The 16,763-nt window shown below is 61.5% G+C and carries 14 protein-coding genes; 8 read left to right on the top strand and 6 right to left on the bottom strand.

Annotated elements, in window-relative coordinates; translation table 11 throughout:
- Window positions 1–175: 175 nt before the first annotated feature.
- Entirely contained in the window at window positions 176–412 is a 237-nt protein-coding gene (locus C9I57_RS33130) for a hypothetical protein (RefSeq protein WP_258187535.1), read from the bottom strand.
- Between C9I57_RS33130 and C9I57_RS04375 the strand changes: the two genes are divergently transcribed.
- From C9I57_RS04375 to C9I57_RS04355, 5 genes are all read left to right on the top strand, one after another.
- Window positions 396–1,106, top strand: a complete 711-nt coding sequence (locus tag C9I57_RS04375) for a TorF family putative porin (RefSeq protein ID WP_308835699.1) — start codon at window positions 396–398, stop codon at window positions 1,104–1,106. The two genes, C9I57_RS33130 and C9I57_RS04375, sit on opposite strands and share 17 nt — an antisense overlap.
- A gap of 127 nt (window positions 1,107–1,233) precedes the next feature.
- Complete coding sequence (gene betI, locus C9I57_RS04370) at window positions 1,234–1,836, top strand: transcriptional regulator BetI (protein WP_107149429.1); 603 nt, start codon at window positions 1,234–1,236, stop codon at window positions 1,834–1,836.
- A gap of 49 nt (window positions 1,837–1,885) precedes the next feature.
- Window positions 1,886–3,355 (top strand): betaine-aldehyde dehydrogenase, encoded by a 1,470-nt coding sequence (gene betB / locus C9I57_RS04365; RefSeq protein ID WP_107149428.1) that lies wholly within the window; start codon window positions 1,886–1,888, stop codon window positions 3,353–3,355.
- Window positions 3,356–3,455: 100 nt separating this feature from the next.
- Entirely contained in the window at window positions 3,456–5,162 is a 1,707-nt protein-coding gene (gene betA / locus C9I57_RS04360) for a choline dehydrogenase (RefSeq protein WP_107149716.1), read from the top strand.
- Window positions 5,163–5,261: 99 nt separating this feature from the next.
- Window positions 5,262–6,212: a choline ABC transporter substrate-binding protein gene (locus C9I57_RS04355; protein WP_107149427.1), complete on the top strand. Its 951-nt coding sequence runs from the start codon at window positions 5,262–5,264 to the stop codon at window positions 6,210–6,212.
- A gap of 119 nt (window positions 6,213–6,331) precedes the next feature.
- On the opposite strand, the gene C9I57_RS04350 is transcribed toward C9I57_RS04355, so the two are convergent.
- The 3 genes from C9I57_RS04350 to C9I57_RS04340 all read right to left on the bottom strand — a co-directional run bounded on the left by C9I57_RS04350 (window position 6,332) and on the right by C9I57_RS04340 (window position 8,473).
- Window positions 6,332–6,526, bottom strand: a complete 195-nt coding sequence (locus C9I57_RS04350) for a hypothetical protein (protein ID WP_107149715.1) — start codon at window positions 6,524–6,526, stop codon at window positions 6,332–6,334.
- An 86-nt stretch (window positions 6,527–6,612) separates the two neighbouring features.
- The gene (locus C9I57_RS04345) at window positions 6,613–7,113 is read right to left on the bottom strand and encodes a DUF4142 domain-containing protein (protein WP_051089950.1); all 501 of its coding nucleotides are present in this window, start codon (window positions 7,111–7,113) and stop codon (window positions 6,613–6,615) included.
- Between the two features lie 169 nt (window positions 7,114–7,282).
- Window positions 7,283–8,473: an L-talarate/galactarate dehydratase gene (locus C9I57_RS04340; protein WP_107149426.1), complete on the bottom strand. Its 1,191-nt coding sequence runs from the start codon at window positions 8,471–8,473 to the stop codon at window positions 7,283–7,285.
- Window positions 8,474–8,717: 244 nt separating this feature from the next.
- Between C9I57_RS04340 and C9I57_RS04335 the strand changes: the two genes are divergently transcribed.
- From C9I57_RS04335 to C9I57_RS04325, 3 genes are read left to right on the top strand one after another with little or no spacing between them, the layout of a single operon-like run.
- Complete coding sequence (locus tag C9I57_RS04335; protein WP_258187493.1) at window positions 8,718–11,492, top strand: type VI secretion system Vgr family protein; 2,775 nt, start codon at window positions 8,718–8,720, stop codon at window positions 11,490–11,492.
- 23 nt (window positions 11,493–11,515) lie between these two features.
- Window positions 11,516–13,762 (top strand): T6SS effector phospholipase Tle3 domain-containing protein, encoded by a 2,247-nt coding sequence (locus tag C9I57_RS04330; protein ID WP_107149424.1) that lies wholly within the window; start codon window positions 11,516–11,518, stop codon window positions 13,760–13,762.
- A complete protein-coding gene (locus C9I57_RS04325) occupies window positions 13,759–15,243 on the top strand; it encodes a virulence factor (protein ID WP_107149423.1) in 1,485 nt (494 codons plus the stop codon). Before C9I57_RS04330 ends, C9I57_RS04325 begins: the two co-directional genes overlap by 4 nt.
- A gap of 185 nt (window positions 15,244–15,428) precedes the next feature.
- Here C9I57_RS04325 and C9I57_RS04320 read toward each other — a convergent pair whose 3' ends face one another.
- The gene (locus tag C9I57_RS04320; protein WP_107149422.1) at window positions 15,429–15,773 is read right to left on the bottom strand and encodes a cupin domain-containing protein; all 345 of its coding nucleotides are present in this window, start codon (window positions 15,771–15,773) and stop codon (window positions 15,429–15,431) included.
- Window positions 15,770–16,762 carry a M14 family metallopeptidase gene (locus tag C9I57_RS04315; RefSeq protein WP_107149421.1) on the bottom strand — a complete coding sequence of 331 codons (993 nt, stop codon included), beginning with the start codon at window positions 16,760–16,762 and terminating at the stop codon, window positions 15,770–15,772. The genes C9I57_RS04320 and C9I57_RS04315 overlap by 4 nt, the downstream gene beginning before the upstream one ends.
- Window position 16,763: the final 1 nt, after the last annotated feature.

The following is a 16,763-nucleotide window of genomic DNA, read 5'->3' as shown; positions in this document are numbered from 1 at the left end:
GCTCATCCGACGTTCTTTTTTCCAAAAGCGACACGAGCCAGTCATCGTTTTTTTATTGATTGACCGTTCAAATAAAAAAACCATAGAGTGGCCGCGAATGACAGAACGCCACTCGAAGAGCGATCGATTTCAACGACGACGGAGCGCATATGGACCACCTGAACGGGAAGTCACGTCAACTCGGCACAGCCATTAGCTGCGCCGCTCTATGTCTCGGCTCGCTGTACGCGGCAAGCGCGTTCGCGCAGGCAAGCACAAGCCCAGGCGCTGTAAGCGCAGCCGATAGTGCGAATTCGTCGAGCGCGGCGAGCGTTGCTCCCGCAACGACCGCGGCCGTGGATCCCCCGACGCCCGCGAGTGCTCCCGCTTCGGCATCGGCGCCGGCGGCCTCACCATTGACAGCGAACGTCACGCTGGCCTCGCAATACGTCTCGCGCGGCTTTCGTCAGACGTGGGGCAAGCCGGCAATTCAAGGCGGCTTCGACTACACGCACTCGAGCGGCCTCTTTGCCGGCACCTGGCTGTCGACCGTCAGCAGCAAATTCATCGAAGGCGGCACGGTCGAATGGGATCTCTACGGTGGCTACGGCGGCTCCCTCGGCGATCTGACCTACACCGGCACGGTCTACTACTACGTGTATCCCGGCGCCCGCATGGAAGCGAGCGCAACGAACTACAACTACGGCGAATTCGTTGCCGCGCTGACCTACAAGTGGTTCACGGCCCGCTATTGGCTGACTTACACGCCGAACTACTTCGGCTACGACAGCCAGTCGCTTGGCATTGGCAACGACAAGGGCAGTCGCGGCTCCGGCTACCTCGATCTGAACACCAACATCGATCTCACGCACGGCTTTTCGCTGCTGCTGCACTACGGCTGGGAGCGCGTGCAAAACTTCTCGGCCTACAACTGGCAGGATGCGAAAGTGGCTGTCTCCAAGACGTTCGACGGCGGCTGGACACTGACCGGGGCCGTCACTAAGGCGTGGGGCGCCACAAACGTGTACGACCACTACACAACGGGTGCGCGCGATTCGGCCGGCAACATCGCGGTTTCGAATCCGTTGCAGACGACGTTTTTCGCGACGCTGACCAAGACGTTCTGATTCATTTCCGAGGGCTCATCCATGCTTTCCCCAAAACGACATGAGCAGATCGTCCCTGTTTTTATTGATTGATCGTTCAAATAAAAAACACTAGAGTATCCGCATCGAATCCCGAGGCCGCTGACCCATGCCCAAAGTCGGAATGCGCGAAGTGCGTCGCGCGCAACTGATCGACGCCACCCTGCTGTGCATCGACCAGTGTGGCCTATCAGGCACGACGCTCGCATCGGTCGCGCAGCGCGCGAACATTTCGACGGGCATCGTCAGCCACTACTTCGGCGATAAGAGCGGACTGCTCGAGGCAACGATGCGCCATATCCTGCGCGATCTCTGGGCGGCGACGAGGCGTCGCCGCCTCGTCGCGGCGAAGGGCGGCCCGCGCGCGCGGCTTCGCGCGATCGTGGCGGCCAACTTCGACGTCTCGCAGGTGAATACGCCGGTGATGAAAACGTGGTTGGCGTTTTGGGCGCAAAGCATGCACGAGGATGCGCTGCGCCGCTTGCAGCGTGTCAACACGCGGCGCCTGTACTCGAATCTGTGCGCCGAGTTTAGAAAAGTGATGCCGCTCGCTGCCGCACGCCGCGCCGCGCGCGGGCTCGCGGCGATGATCGACGGCTTGTGGCTGCGCGGCGCGCTCAGCGGCGAGCCGTTCGATACGCGGGCCGCGTTGCGGCTCGCCAACGAGTACATCGACTTGCTGCTCGCGCAGCGCGAGGGCTCACGCGAATGATCCGCGCGGCATGGCCGCGCCGTCCTACCGGTTTGCGAGGAAACCCCTGATGCCAGACTACGGTTTGCAGCGACTCTTCATCGGCGGCGAGTACGTCGATGCCACCAGCGGCGCGACTTTCGACACGCTGGACCCGGCAACGGGCGAAAAGCTCGCGACGGTTCAGCAGGCGAGCGAGGCCGATGTCGATCGCGCGGTTCGATCGGCGCAGCAAGGTCAGCGCGCATGGGCGGCACTGAGCCCGATGGATCGCTCGCGCATTCTGCGGCGCGCGGTCGACCTATTGCGTGCCCGCAACGATGAGCTTGCCGAGCTCGAAATGCGCGACACGGGCAAGCCGATCGCGGAAACACGTGCCGTCGATATCGTCACTGGCGCCGACGTGATCGAATACTACGCGGGCCTCGTCATGGCGATCGAGGGGCAGCAGATTCCGCTGCGTGACGAGTCGTTCGTCTATACCCGTCGCGAGCCGCTCGGCGTGACGGCCGGCATCGGCGCGTGGAATTACCCGATCCAGATCGCATGCTGGAAGTCCGCGCCCGCGCTGGCCGCCGGCAACGCGATGATCTTCAAGCCGAGCGAAGTCACGCCGTTGTCGGCGCTGAAGCTCGCCGAGATCTATCTCGAAGCCGGTGTGCCCGCCGGGGTGTTCAACGTAGTGCAAGGCGATGGCCGCGTGGGTGCGATGTTGAGCGCTCACGCGCATATCGCAAAGATGTCGTTCACCGGGAGTGTCGAGACAGGCCTGAAAGTGATGTCGCGCGCGGGCGGATCGTCGCTCAAGGAAGTGACGATGGAGCTCGGCGGCAAGTCGCCGCTGATCGTGTTCGAGGACGCGGACCTCGATCGTGCCGCCGATATCGCGACGGGCGCCAACTTCTTCAGCGCCGGGCAAGTGTGCACGAACGGCACGCGCGTATTCGTCCATCGCTCGATTCAGCAAGCCTTCGAAGCACGCATCGGCGAGCGCGTGAAGCGTATCCGTATCGGCAAGCCATCGGACCCGGCGACGAACTTCGGTCCGCTCGTGAGCCGTGCGCAACTCGACAAGGTGCTCAGCTTTATCGAGAGCGGCCGACGCGAAGGCGCACGGCTCGTGGCAGGCGGGGCGCGCATCGTCGAGGGCGAGTTCGCGCGCGGCCTTTTCGTGCAGCCGACGGTGTTCGCGGATTGTCGCGACGAGATGAAGATCGTACAGGAGGAAATCTTCGGTCCGGTCATGAGTCTGCTTTCGTTCGAGACGGAGGACGAGGTCGTCGCGCGCGCGAACGACACGCGCTACGGTCTCGCGGCAGGTGTCGTCACGGAAAACCTCGCGCGTGCGCATCGGGTGATCCATCGGCTCGAGGCCGGCATTTGCTGGGTCAATACCTGGGGCGAATCGCCCGCGCAGATGCCGGTAGGCGGCTATAAGCAATCGGGGGTGGGGCGGGAGAACGGCCTCGCGACACTCGAGCACTACACGCGGCTGAAGTCCGTCCAGATCGAGCTGGGCAGATATCAGCCGCTGTTCTGAGCAAGGCAGAGCGGGGTTGGGCGATGAGCATCGTTTCATGCTCGTCGGCGCGGCAGGCCAACGCGGGTCTGCGACGGCCAACGTGTTGAGGCAACTCGGTATGGGTTCGAACGAATACGACTACATCATCATCGGTGCCGGTTCCGCGGGCAATGTGCTCGCGACGCGGCTGACCGAAGACGCCGGCGTGACGGTGCTACTGCTCGAAGCAGGCGGCCCGGATTACCGCTTCGACTTCCGCACGCAGATGCCGGCGGCGCTCGCTTATCCGCTGCAAGGCCGGCGTTACAACTGGGCGTACGAGACGGAGCCTGAACCGCATATGAACAACCGCCGGATGGAATGCGGGCGCGGCAAGGGGCTGGGCGGCTCGTCACTCATCAACGGCATGTGCTACATCCGCGGCAACGCGCTCGACTACGACGGCTGGGCGCAACGCGAGGGTCTCGAATCCTGGTCCTATCTCGACTGCCTGCCCTATTTCCGGAAGGCGGAAACGCGCGACGCCGGTCCGAACGACTACCATGGCGGCGAGGGCCCGGTGCATGTGATGACGAGCAAGCCGGGCGTCAATCCGCTCTTCGAGGCGATGGTCGAGGCCGGCGTACAGGCGGGCTATCCGCGCACCGACGATCTGAATGGCTACCGCCAGGAAGGCTTCGGGCCGATGGACCGCACCGTCACGGCGAATGGGCGGCGCGCGAGTACCGCGCGCGGTTATCTGGATCAGGCGCGGGCGCGCCGGGAACTCACGATCGTCACGCACGCCACGGCGGACCGCATTCTGTTCAGCGGCAAGCGCGCCAGCGGCGTCGCGTACCTGCAAGGCAATTCGACCTCGATCGTGACCGCCCGTGCCCGGCACGAGGTTCTGCTGTGCGGAGGCGCCATCGCATCGCCGCAGATCCTGCAACGCTCGGGCGTCGGTCCCGGCGAATGGCTACGGGAACTCGGCATTCCGGTGGTGCTCGATCTGCCCGGCGTCGGCAGGAACTTGCAGGATCATCTGGAAATGTATCTGCAGTACGCGTGCAAAGAGCCCGTGTCGCTCTATCCCGCGCTGCTGCTGCACAACCAGCCCGCGATCGGCCTCGAGTGGCTGCTGAAGGGTACGGGGATCGGCGCCAGCAATCACTTCGAAGCGGGCGGCTTCATTCGTACGCGCGACGACGACCCGTGGCCCAACATCCAGTATCACTTCCTGCCGGTCGCCATCAATTACAACGGCACGAATGCGATCAAGATGCACGGTTTCCAGGCGCACGTCGGCTCGATGCGCTCGCCGAGCCGCGGGCGCGTCAAGCTGCGTTCGCGCGATCCGCGCGATCATCCGTCGATCCTTTTCAACTACATGGCCGAGCCGCTCGATTGGCGCGAGTTCCGCGACGCAATCCGCATCACGCGCGAAATCATGAGGCAACCCGCGCTCGATCGCTTCCGCGGTGAGGAACTGAATCCGGGAGCGAAATGCGTGACCGATTCGGAGCTCGATGCGTTCGTGCGGTCACGCGCGGAGACCGCGTATCACCCGTCGTGCTCGTGCGCGATGGGCAGCGACGAAATGTCGGTAGTCGATGCGGAAGGTCGCGTGCATGGGCTCGAAGGGCTTCGAGTCGTCGATGCATCGATCATGCCGCTGATCACCACGGGCAACCTGAACGCGCCAACGATCATGATCGCAGAGAAGATCGCCGACCGGATCCGCGGTCGCGCGCCGCAGCCCCGCGCGAGCGCGCCGTACTACGTCGCGAATGGCGCGCCGGCGCGGGGTGCCGCACTGCGCGAGGCCACGACTCCCGCCAGCTGAGCGACACATGTTTTTCGACGCCACACGTGTGCAACAACCATCGCCCGACGGACACGCGGGCAATCTACGTACTAACCAAAGTGAAATGAGGAGAAGGTGATGAAGCAGCTCTTGATCAAAGCCGGTTGCGCGTGGATTGCCACCGCGGCGTTGGCGGCACCGGCGTTCGCGGGCGACGCGGCAGCTTGCCGCAATGTGCGCTTTGCGGACGTCGGCTGGACCGATATTGCGGCGACGACCGGCATTGCGTCGACGATCTTCGAAGGGCTCGGCTACCATCCGACGACGACGATCGCTTCAGTGCCGATCACGTTCGCCGGTATCAAGAGTAAGCAGATCGATGTGTTCCTCGGTTATTGGTCGCCGACGATGGATCCGATCATCGATCCGTTCGTGAAAGCGGGGCAGATCAAGGTGCTGCAGCCCGCGAATCTGACCGGGGCGAAGTACACGCTTGCAGTGCCCGACTACGTTTATAACGCCGGCCTCAAATCGTTCGCCGACATCCAGAAATACGCGGACAAGCTCGGCGACAGAGTCTACGGCATCGAGCCCGGCAACGACGGCAACGCGCTGATCGACAAGATGATCAAGAACAATCAATTCGGTCTCGGCAAGTTCAAGCTCGTCGAATCGAGCGAGGCGGGCATGCTCGTTCAGGTCAACAAGGCGATTCGCGAAAAGCAATGGATCGTCTTCCTCGGCTGGGAGCCGCATCCGATGAACGTACAGATGAAGATCGACTACCTGAGCGGCGGCGATGACGTCTTCGGCCCGAACTACGGGGAGGCGAAAGTCTTCACGGCGACACCGCCTGATTATTCGGCGCGCTGCCCGAACGCGGCCAAGCTCGTGTCGAATCTGCAGTTCACGACGGAAATCGAGAACCATGTGATGGTGCCGATCATGAACAAGGAAGAGCCGGGGAAGGCCGCCGAGGCATGGCTCAAGCGCAATCCTCAAGTGCTCGATAAATGGCTGACGGGCGTGACGACGTTCGACGGCAAGAACGGGCTCGAGGCCGTGAAGTCGTATATCGCCTCGCACTGAGCGTGCAATACGAAGCGGGAAGCGGCGGCGCTTGAGTTCGCGTAAGGGCGCCCCGCGGAGGACGATCTCCCGCACCCCCGCGAAGCATCATTCGCGAACTCAGCGGCGTCTCGCGAGCGTCAACTTCCCTTGTTGTCCGACGAGGGCTTTGTTTCCGATAGATCGTCCTTCCTGACTTCCGCCTGACGGACCTCGGTTCCGTCCTCGCCGGTTTCTGAAATATCGGTCTCGAACGTCTCGGAGTCGTCCGCTGCTTGGTCCTTGTCCGGATTGTCCGGTTGCTTGGTAATCGGTCCTTTCTGGTCAGTCGCCATGATTCGCTCCTTGCACATTGCATTTCGTTTTCGCCGTGCCGCCTTTCGATCGCGCTCGCCGGCGGGCGTTGGCGGCGCCGGCATGCTCAACCGCTGACTCCCTTCTTCTTGGCGAGCGACTGTGCCATGCGGTAATGCTCCTCGATGATGGACAGGCCCTTTTGCGCGAGTTTTTTCAAATCGGCGTTTTTCCCGTCGGAGATTTCCTTCTTGAACGCGGCAATCGCCTGTTCATGGCCTTGCAGGCCGACCTTGTCGATATAGGCGTCATCGAACTCCTTGCCCTTTAACGGGCGCAGCGAATCGAGCACGCTCGTATCCGAATTGTCCTTCGGCACCTTGACGTCATGCGGCGCGGCAGCCTTGAGTTCCACTGTCATCTTCGTGTGATCCAGCAGCATGTGATGCGCGAACGACTTGACGTCCTTGTCCTTTGAATTTTTTTGCGCGAGCTTGGCTGCGTCGATCTCCGTGGAACTGGACATCGAGGCCGCCTGCACGAAGTCGCGATCGGGCGCCGGCAGCGGATTGGCCTCCGTCGTGGATGCAGCCTGGCTTTCCTGCGCATGCACCGTCGCAACAGGCATCAGTGCGACGCAGCATGCGAGAACAAATGTCGGAAGTTTCAATTCGAGCTCCTCGAAGCGTGGTTGCGGGGACGCAAAGCGGTTAGCGCCTGCGAAGACGCAGGCGCATCTCTGTGTCGCAACGAACGTGCCGGAGGAGGCGGCGGGCGCAATGGCCGTGTGCGGCGGCTTACCGGCGCTTGCCATATTCTTCGCCCGCGGCTGTCCAAGCGATCGCCTGTTCGCTCAGGCTGAAGCCGAGGCCGGGCCGGCTGGGCACGTGCATTCGCCCACCGCGCAACTCGAGCCGCTCGTTGAAGAGCGGCTCCAGCCATTCGAAGTGCTCGAGCCACGGTTCTTCCGGATACGCGGCTGCCAGATGAAGATGGATCTCCATCGCGAAGTGCGGGGCAAGCTTGAGTCCGCGCAGACTGGCAAGATGCATGATTTGCAGAAATGGCGTGATGCCGCCGACCCGCGGTGCGTCGGGCTGGACGTAGTCGGCTCCTCGGGTTTCGATCAGTTGTGCGTGTTCGCCGAAGCTCGTCAGCATTTCGCCGGTGGCGACAGCCGTGTCGAGCGATGCGGCCAGTGCAGCGTGCCCCTCGAAGTCGTACGCGTCGAGCGGTTCCTCGATCCAGGTCAGATCCAGCTCTTCGAACTTGCGGCACGCGCGCTGCGCCTTGAGCCGGTCCCATTGCTGGTTGGCGTCGACCATGAGTGGGAAGTCCGGACCGAGAAGATCGCGCACGGCCTTCACGCGCCGGAAGTCTTCGCGCGTGTCGGGCTGCCCCACCTTGATCTTGATGCCGCCGATGCCGTTGCCGCGCGAGCGGTCGACATTCTCCAGAACGGTGTCAAGCGACATCGAGAGGTAACCGCCGGGCGTGTTGTAGCACTGCACGGAATCGCGATGGGCGCCAAGCAGCTTGGCGAGCGGCAATCCCGCGCGTTTGGCTTTGAGGTCCCACAGTGCGATATCGAATGGGGCAATGGCCTGTGTCGTGAGGCCGCTTCGCCCCATCGACGCGCCGGCCCACAGCAGTTTGTTGAAGATTTTCCCGATGTCGTTGGGATCTTCGCCGAGCAGCGCGGGCGCCAGCTCCTTGGCGTGCGCGAACATCCCTTGTCCGCCCGCACGCTTCGAGTAACCGAATCCGATGCCGCGATGGCCTTGCTCACTCTCGATTTCGGCGAAGATGAACGCGATTTCCGTGAGCGGTTTCTGTCTTCCGGTGAGGACCTTGGCATCGCTGATGGGCGCGGCAAGCGGCAGGAAAGTCAGCGATAGCTTCACCCATGTAATGCGGTCTGTCGTCGCTTCGCCAGGTTGAAGGCTCGCGATTCCGGGCGGATTGAAAGTTTGCGTCTGGTCAGCCATGTTGAGTCTCCCGAATCCAGATCAGTGCGGACTAGCGGCTCAGTTCGTCGAGCGCCCGTGTTGAAGCGGACCCGAGCCGTCCCTCCCGTTATTTTGTCCTAGTTTGATCGCACTAGAAGATCGCGATAGCTTTTGCGGCGCATCGTTCGCCTCGTTCAAATGCGATCGCTTCATGCGTATCGCATATGCGCAATTGGAGCGATTCGATATGAACAGAGGCAATAACAAAGCAAGAGAGTAGGCGATGCAGAACCGAGTGCTAGTACAGGTTGGGTACGGGCCGTTGCCGTCCCAGGCGAATCGCGCCATTCGATTGAAGTGGCGCGATAACGAGAAGGAGTTCGACGGGCTAATCCTGCCGCAGCGCATCGATATCCGCGAGGAAGTTTGCGGCGGTATCGAGGGCAGGCTGTCTTGCGTGACCGGTATCGACGGCATATCGCTTACTGATTTGCTTGGCGTGCCGGTCGCGGTCCAGCTCGTGACGGACCGCGGCGATCTGCATTCGATTTGCGGCATCGTGACGGACGCGTGGAAGGGTGCGTCCGATTTGGGGCTGATCGCCTATCAGCTCGTCATTCGCGATGCATTGAGCATCCTCGAGCGGCGCGTCAACACACGGATTTTTCGAAACCAGACGGTGCCGGGGATCGTCGCTACGCTCGTCGCGGAGTGGCGCCGCAAGAGTTCGACGCTGGCGAGTTCGTTCGATCTCGACATCTCCCGGCTGCAGCGCGACCGATATCGGAGCCACGATCAGACGATCCAATTCGAGGAGTCCGACGCCGATTTCATTCGCCGGCTGTGCCGGCGGGAAGGTATCGCCTGGTTCATCAAAGCGGGCAAGCGCAATCACGGAAGCGGGTACGACCGTAAGGCGGTCGCGCATACGCTCGTCCTGTTCGAGCGGTCGCATAGTCTCGACGATTCTTCGGCAGGGTGTATTCACTATCGATCGCATGATGCGCACGAGCAGCGCGACACGATCACTCGACTTTCTTCGGGGCGCCGGATCGTGCCGGGCTCGACACGGAACGTGGGCTGGAATCGGGACCAGGCGCGACTGGATCATGTTGGAATGCGGACGGGTGTCGATCAGGGTGAAGCCGGCAACGACCTCGCGAGCTTGCTGAAGGATGCTCGCGTCGATCCTCCCGATACGGCCGATTCGTGGGATCAGTACGACCAACGCGGCACGTGGCGCGCGGATGCCCATCTCGCGCGGAGCATGTGCATCGAAGGTGCGAGCAATGTGCGCGATCTCGCGGTGGGCCATAGGATCGGCATCGCCGGGCACCCCGACTTCGACCGGCTGCACGAGTGGAATCGATGGGTCATCGTGACGTCCCTTCATCATCGCGGTGAGAACAATCTTCCCAAGGATTTGACTGAGCGTGCGCAGGCGCTCTTCGCTGCGAGCCGGTGGCTGTTCGATTCTCCACCCGGTTCAGTCAGTACCCAGGCTCGGCCGAGCGCATGGCCCGGCACACCGGAAAACCGCTACGAGAACACGTTCAGTTGCATATCGCGCGATACGCCATTGACGCCGCTCTACGATCCTCGGGTTCATTTGCCGCGCGTGCATCCGATTACGGGTGTCGTAGTGTGTCCCGAAGGCGATGAGGTCTATTGTGACGAGCTTGGACGAATCCGCGTGCGGATTGAGGGGCTTAACGCCGATGATCACGAACATGCGAAAGGGGCCGGTACGAGCGGCACGCCCGCGGATAGCGCGGCTGTACCGGTGAGCACGCGGTGGGCGGGCTCGCGCTTCGGCGAGAGCCTGCTGCCGCGCAGAGGCATGGAAGTCATCCTCGACTTCATGAATGGCGATCCCGATAAGATGTTCGTCGCTGGTGTGTTCTACAACGGCGCGAAAACGCCGGCTGCTTTCAGCAATAAGGGATCGCTGCCTGCGAACCGCCGTTTGTCCGGGATGAAGACGAAGGAAATCAATGGCACTCGGTATAACCAATTGCGATTCGACGACACCACGGGGCAGATAAGCAGCCAGCTCGCTAGCGCACATGCGAGCAGCGAACTCAATCTGGGTTACCTCACCCATCCGCGCGAGGAAGGGTGGGCGGAGGCGCGCGGCGAAGGGGCGGAGTTGCGTAGCGATGCCAACGTGGCGATCCGCAGTGGCAAAGCATTGCTGATTTCGGCTTGGCAGCGACTGAATGCAGCCGGTGGTCAATTGTCGCGCGATGAATATCTTCGGCTGATGCAGGAATGCATGGCGCTTTCTCGCAGCCTTGGCGAATATGCGGCGGCGCATCGCGGCGTCGATTTCGATATGCAGCCGCAAGACGAACTGGCTTCAACGGTGAAGAGTTGGCCGGATGCTGATGGAGACGGTTCCACCGAACAAGCTGCGATCGGCATTACCGCGCCGGCCGGAATCAGCGCCGCGACATCCAAAACCATCGCGATGCATGCGGGCGGCAATGTCGACTCGGTCGCCCAGGGGCATATTCAATTCGCGAGTGCTCATCGGGTCAATCTTCAAGCCGGACATGGCGTGGCGATGTTCGCGCATCGAGAGGGCGTCTCGGCCATCGCCAATCAAGGCAAGGTGATGCTTCAGAGTCAGGCCGACGATACGCAGATCGAGTCGGCGAAGAGTATCCGGCTCATGGCTGCGGAAGGCCAGCTCGCCGGCACGGCGAGCGACGAGGTGGTCTTTGTCACGTCGGGCGGGGCGTACTTGAAGCTTCGGGGCGGCGACATCGAATTGGGTTGTCCCGGCCGCTTCACGGTCAAGGCGGCAGGCCATACATGGGATGGGCCGGCGAGCATGAGTGCCGACTTCCCTTCATTCGACGATGCGGCGCTCGACCGCATGCCGAAACTGGTTCGTGCCACGGACGATGAAGGCGTCCCCGGTTACGACGCCGAAGTTCGGCGAGCCACCGGCCAGATTGTCAAAGGTGAGACCGACGCGGCGGGATGCTCTGAACCAATCGACAGCGACCAATTCGAGCAGTTGGACGCGGTCTTCTTCAAGAAGAAAACCTGATCAACCAACGTGACAACAAGAATATGAGCGACTCAAATCTGAATACAGCTACGTCGCCAGCTGGGGCAGTCACCGACCCGCCGCGCATTCAAGTCGGTCGAGTGCAGGGCGTCACCCTCTTTGGTGCTCGCAACGAGCTTATCTGCGTCAAACAAATGCCGCTGCCGGGCGTAGTCATCTTCGTGCACGGCGTGAACTCTGAAGGCGAGTGGTACACCGCAGCCGAGGAGGGGCTCTGCAAAGGGCTGAACCGGCGGTTGGGCCGCTTGGACGACCAGCTGGCTTATACGGGCGTCAAGGCTGGGCAGATGGCGCCCGTCAGCTATATCGAGAGTCTGACGCCTGATGGTTACGTCAATCCAAAGATGTGGGCTGAGACTTATATCAAGCCCGATCTGTCGTTTTCTCCGGTCATCCATTTCCGTTGGGGCTACAAGGCGAACAAGCAGGACTTGAAGGACTACGGCGCAAACTTGTTTCTCAACGAGCACAACTACTGGGGCGGCGGCCCGTTTGCGAATGGCTGTTCGAGCCTGGCGGATCTATGGAGCCCGGGGCTCGACGATCGGATATTCGGGTGGCTCACGGTGCAGGCGTTGAATTCCACGCCGCGTCTGGTCTATCAAACGCCGCCACGCGCCTACATGGTGATGGCTGCGCTACGGCTCGCGAAGCTGATCAAATCGATACGAGAGAAGCAAGCCGATGTGCCGATCACCGTCGTCTGTCACAGCCAAGGCAACATGATCGGGCTGGCGGCCGCGTTTCTCGGCGACCGGATGTCCGATGTCACCGATCCGTGGGGCAAGGCCGGAAGCTGTGTGGCGGACGCCTACGTGTTGGCCAATGCACCGTACAGCCTCGTCGAAAAGCTGGGCATGGAGAATTGGGCGCAGCGCACGGTGCGCGATGCCGACGGCAACCGCGGCCGTTCGACATTCAACGCGCGGGCTGAGACGTTGAAAGCCTTCTTCGAGATGTTGCGCAAGCGCGCGGCACTGGAGCCCGACGCACGCGAACTCGATGAGGAGATGGGCAACAAGCGGCCATCGGCGAAAGGTAAGCCGTATGGCGCCGGTGACGACCGCACGAGTCACGGCCTGAACGGCCACACGCTTGGCCGCGTGACGCTCTACTGCTGCCCGCACGATCAGGTGATTTCGGCAACGACCGTGCAAGGGATCGGCTGGCGCGGCATGAGCGCCGAGGAGATCGAGCGGACGGGCGGTCATGGCGTCTTCACGCAGCGCGTCTTCGCATCGGGGTGGGACGTCGGTAAGGATCCAGCTGACAGCCCCACGTATCGCTATTGGGAAGACGACTGGCGCGCCACGGTGAACCGGAGCAAGGGATTCTGGTATCCACCCTCGCCGAGCGCCGAGTTCGGGCTCTACCGAGCATTGAACGCGAACGAAAATCCGTTGGCCGCGCTGGGCACGTTGGCATCGGCGCCGCTTCTCTATTTCGCCAGGCTCATCGCGAAGCCGCGTATCAATGCGGATCCGCCGGAGAAATGGAGCATCCCTGTGGCCGCGCCGAAGCTGGACGAGCCGTTCGAGCCCGAGGCGATGCGCTATGGGAAGGTGTCGGAGATTGTCGTTGATGGCTTGACGAGCCGGTTCAACGAAACCTACGACCCGCCGTCTGCCGCGCGCAACGCGCAAAAGGCCGAGGCCGAGAAGGACCCGGACGACCCTTACGACACGTTCCGATCGAACGAGCCTGGAACCCAGGCACAGGGAACGCAGGAATCCGAGGCCGCGCAACGCTACGAGGACCATGCACTGATGCGACAGGAGGCTCGCCGAAACGAGCGGAACGGTCGTACCCAAGGGTGGGTCAACGGCGATGGCAAGGTGGTCGGCGAGGACGATCTGGCCAACGCTACCGTCGAATACAAAGTATGGCGTAACGGGCAGATCGGCAAGATTTTAAAAAACGGCAAAAGAAACAATCCGACGAATCACTCGACGATCTTGACCAATCCGATGCATGCGGAAAAGGCGCTCGCATACGACATCGCGATTGGTCTTTGCTATCTGTCGGACGATGACTGGTGGGCGCTTCGAATCGAGGCGGATTGGCGGTTTGGCGATGGCCTCGACAAGAGGAATCCGAACAAAAAGTATTGGAAGTATTTCGCAACGGGGAAATACGACCATCAGGTGCTGCATGACTGGGCCCATAGCGACCCGGAGGCCATGAGGCCGGCAATGATTCAGGACAAGCGGGAGGGTGAACTATTCCTCAATATGGGGGACTTCTTATGAATTCGCTGATCGGCGCATGGTCTCGCCGGCTGCTGCTGGCAATGGGCGCGATTGTGTTGACGTTTGGGGCGACCCTTGCATGGATGCTTTATACCGACGGGTACGAGCCTCAATATTTTACCGACGAGGACCTTATGAGGCGATTGGTGCATTTTCCTCTGTGGATGGGTATGTGCGTGTTTGTGGTGAGCACATTCTTTGCCCTTTGCGTGTCTGGTACCGCGACGGCAAAAACCGTCGCAATGCAGCCGGCACCGGCGGAAACTGCCAAGCCATTTGTTGCTCAGGTGGTAGGGCTTGAATGGTTGAACCCTCTACAACGCCGCGATTACCCGACCGAATGGCAGATTCTTTGGACACTAGGTCTCGTGAAGCCGAACAAGAATGACGACATGGTGAGAACCGATCCTGCTAGTTTTACTTCGCTTCAGCCAGTTGCGGGAATCGCATATGGAAACCGCGGCAGGGAAACCTTCGACGGCTTCTATGAAAAGTACATCGACAAGCTTCTCGGGCTCTTTGACGAAAGATATGTGATGAACGGCAAGTACTTTTACACGGTCAAACCGGACGACCGAAAGAAGTGGCGTGAACTTGCGGGCATTCATGTTGAGTTCGCGATACCGTCGGATCGCCTCGATCCCACCGAAGCAGCAACGTTCTTGCGCGACGAGATAGTGGACTACTTCGAGATTGGCACGAAGGCATTCCCGGATCTTTGGAGCAAGGCCACTCCGCCTGATGTTCGCGTAACGCCAGGCGGTCCCAACGCGGGCTTCGCTTCGCTAAACGCCGCACTCGATTACCTCCAGGCGCACCCGCAGGAAAGCGTCTGGGTGATGAACTGGGACGCGCCGAGTTTTCCGCCGAAGGACAATCAACTCAACGAAAACATCGCCTTGCTGATCCTCGCCGGGCCGGAGATGAAAACCGAGCGCGCGCCGCTCGCTTGGATCGGCAAGGCAGCGGCAGCCCACGTCAACGACTACGAAAAGAAGGCTGGAACGACGCGAGCAGTTCAGGCATGGAAGGCGGCGATCGCGGCCGCGGCAAACAACTCGAATGTATCGGTCAATGACATCGATTACGTCCTTCACGACGCAGGCAAAGGCAGTGATGAGGCCTCGCAGCGCATCGGCACGCTCGGCCGTACGCTCACCGAAACACTGCCGGAATTGGACTTCCAGAAGCAGACATTCAACACCGCTGGGCTGCTCGGCTACATGGGCGCCGGGACGGCACTCACCAACGTCGTTCTTGCGATCGGGCGCGCCAACCATTTGGGCGGCAATGTCCTCGTCGCGGGCACCACGACTTCAGACCAGCCGGTCGCCGTCGTGATTACTCCTCCGGAGAAGCTGAATCCAATCGATCCCGACGCAGACTGGTTCCGAGCACGAGGCGAGAGCAACGCCTACCTACCGTGGTGGGGGCGGCGCTACGACGAGACTTACTACAACCAACAAGGATGGTCTTGGTGACAAAAAAAGGAGCGACGCAATGCGAGGCATCATCCGAGTAGGTGACGCAACGTGGCTACCATCTGAAGGCCGCATTATGACGAAACATCGTCATGTTCTGGAAGCTCGCGCACGTCGATCGGCAACCAGCGCTCGAGCAGCAACTCGTTGCAAGGATGCGTGCGCTCGAGCGTCTGAGAACGACTTCAGAAAATCACGTAGACCTTCCGGATCGTTTCGTCGACCTTCCACAGTCCTTCGGTGTTCGCTTCGAAGAACAACGTATCGCCGCTGCAAAAGTGAATCGTCTCTTCACCATCGGGCGTGAACGTGCCCGAGCCGGCAATGAAGTGCATCACTTCCGCCTGCTTGACCGAGCGCCGATAGGTGCCGGGCGTGCACTCGAACACGCCTGTGTCGATCGCTTCGCTACCCGGAATCACGTACTGACGGCCCGACACCCGGGCCGGCTCCGTTCCCGGTAGACCGGCGGTGCCCCAGTCCTCCAGCGCGTCGAGTCGAGCGGCTTGCTTGATTTGCTGGACTTTCACGTTGCTTTTCCGTGTTTGCGCGTGGAGAGATCGATACGGTGTTCGATCCGGCCCAGCCGGACCACGGTGACACCGGGCCGCAACTGGCGCAGCGACGGCATCACGAGCACGCAATCGTCGTAAGGCGTGGCGACGGGTTCTCCGTCGGACCAGCCGATCACCGTGCCGGTCTTCTCGATTACTTCGAGGCCCGTATACGGCGCCGCGAAACGAAAATCCATGCTCTTCGCGACGACCGGTTCCGTCACGCGCACGACGCGCATTTCATCGGGCAGCGGCACGATCCATCCGGACGGCAGATCGCTTTCGTCGACGACCCCTGCCAGCAGCAGGAAGCGCGCGGTGCAGTCGCGAGCCACCGTGACGGCACTTTTCTCCCAGTGCTGACCGCATTCGATGAGAAGGGCGTTTTTCGGGCTCGCGTCGTCGCCGAAGCCTTCATAGTCGCGCATGCGGCGGCCTTCGGGGTGGCCCTCGTCGCAGATCACCGTGGCCGGCGTGCCGAGGCGGACCGCAAGCTCGGTGCCTTTTTGCAGCGGCCCCGCGACGATGAGCGGCAAGCTCTTCTCGTGCATCGAGTGTAGATCGAGCAGCAGATCGACGGTATCGACCACGGGTCGCATCGCGCGTGCGCGATCGAGCTCGGACGAGCGCGTCGCGAGATCGTCGAGCTTCGCGGCGGTCCATACGCGATTGAAGTCCTGATCGACGAAGCGCGCCTTGTCCGGAATCGCGCGGTCGAAACGCGCATAGGCGTTGACGTTAGCGAACGAGAGCGTGAGTTTGCCGCGGCGGGGACGCAACTGCCCGCGCAACAATTCATCGACGACGATCGCGCCGCAGACTTCGTTGCCGTGCGTGAGCGCGTTGATCATCACATGCGGGCCGGCCACGCCGGAATCGAACGTGTAGACGTAGGGGACACCCGCGTTGCCGGGCGCGTGAGCGGCGATATCGGGGAAATCGACTTCGATCGGATAGGCATCCATC

The organism is Trinickia symbiotica (genome assembly GCF_003028655.1).
Classification (GTDB): domain Bacteria; phylum Pseudomonadota; class Gammaproteobacteria; order Burkholderiales; family Burkholderiaceae; genus Trinickia; species Trinickia symbiotica_A.
Note: the sequence above shows the minus strand (reverse complement) of the source record. Positions and strands in the feature narration are given on the sequence as shown.

What these genes read in the sequence shown, in the direction of transcription:
- betI (WP_107149429.1), top strand. Translation starts at nt 1,234, where the DNA reads ATGCCCAAAGTCGGAATGCGCGAAGTGCGTCGCGCGCAACTGATCGAC.
- betB (WP_107149428.1), top strand. Translation starts at nt 1,886, where the DNA reads ATGCCAGACTACGGTTTGCAGCGACTCTTCATCGGCGGCGAGTACGTC.
- betA (WP_107149716.1), top strand. Translation starts at nt 3,456, where the DNA reads ATGGGTTCGAACGAATACGACTACATCATCATCGGTGCCGGTTCCGCG.
- C9I57_RS04355 (WP_107149427.1), top strand. Translation starts at nt 5,262, where the DNA reads ATGAAGCAGCTCTTGATCAAAGCCGGTTGCGCGTGGATTGCCACCGCG.
- C9I57_RS04350 (WP_107149715.1), bottom strand. Translation starts at nt 6,526, where the DNA reads ATGGCGACTGACCAGAAAGGACCGATTACCAAGCAACCGGACAATCCG.
- C9I57_RS04345 (WP_051089950.1), bottom strand. Translation starts at nt 7,113, where the DNA reads ATGCCTGTTGCGACGGTGCATGCGCAGGAAAGCCAGGCTGCATCCACG.
- C9I57_RS04340 (WP_107149426.1), bottom strand. Translation starts at nt 8,473, where the DNA reads ATGGCTGACCAGACGCAAACTTTCAATCCGCCCGGAATCGCGAGCCTT.
- C9I57_RS04335 (WP_258187493.1), top strand. Translation starts at nt 8,718, where the DNA reads ATGCAGAACCGAGTGCTAGTACAGGTTGGGTACGGGCCGTTGCCGTCC.
- C9I57_RS04330 (WP_107149424.1), top strand. Translation starts at nt 11,516, where the DNA reads ATGAGCGACTCAAATCTGAATACAGCTACGTCGCCAGCTGGGGCAGTC.
- C9I57_RS04325 (WP_107149423.1), top strand. Translation starts at nt 13,759, where the DNA reads ATGAATTCGCTGATCGGCGCATGGTCTCGCCGGCTGCTGCTGGCAATG.
- C9I57_RS04315 (WP_107149421.1), bottom strand. Translation starts at nt 16,762, where the DNA reads ATGGATGCCTATCCGATCGAAGTCGATTTCCCCGATATCGCCGCTCAC.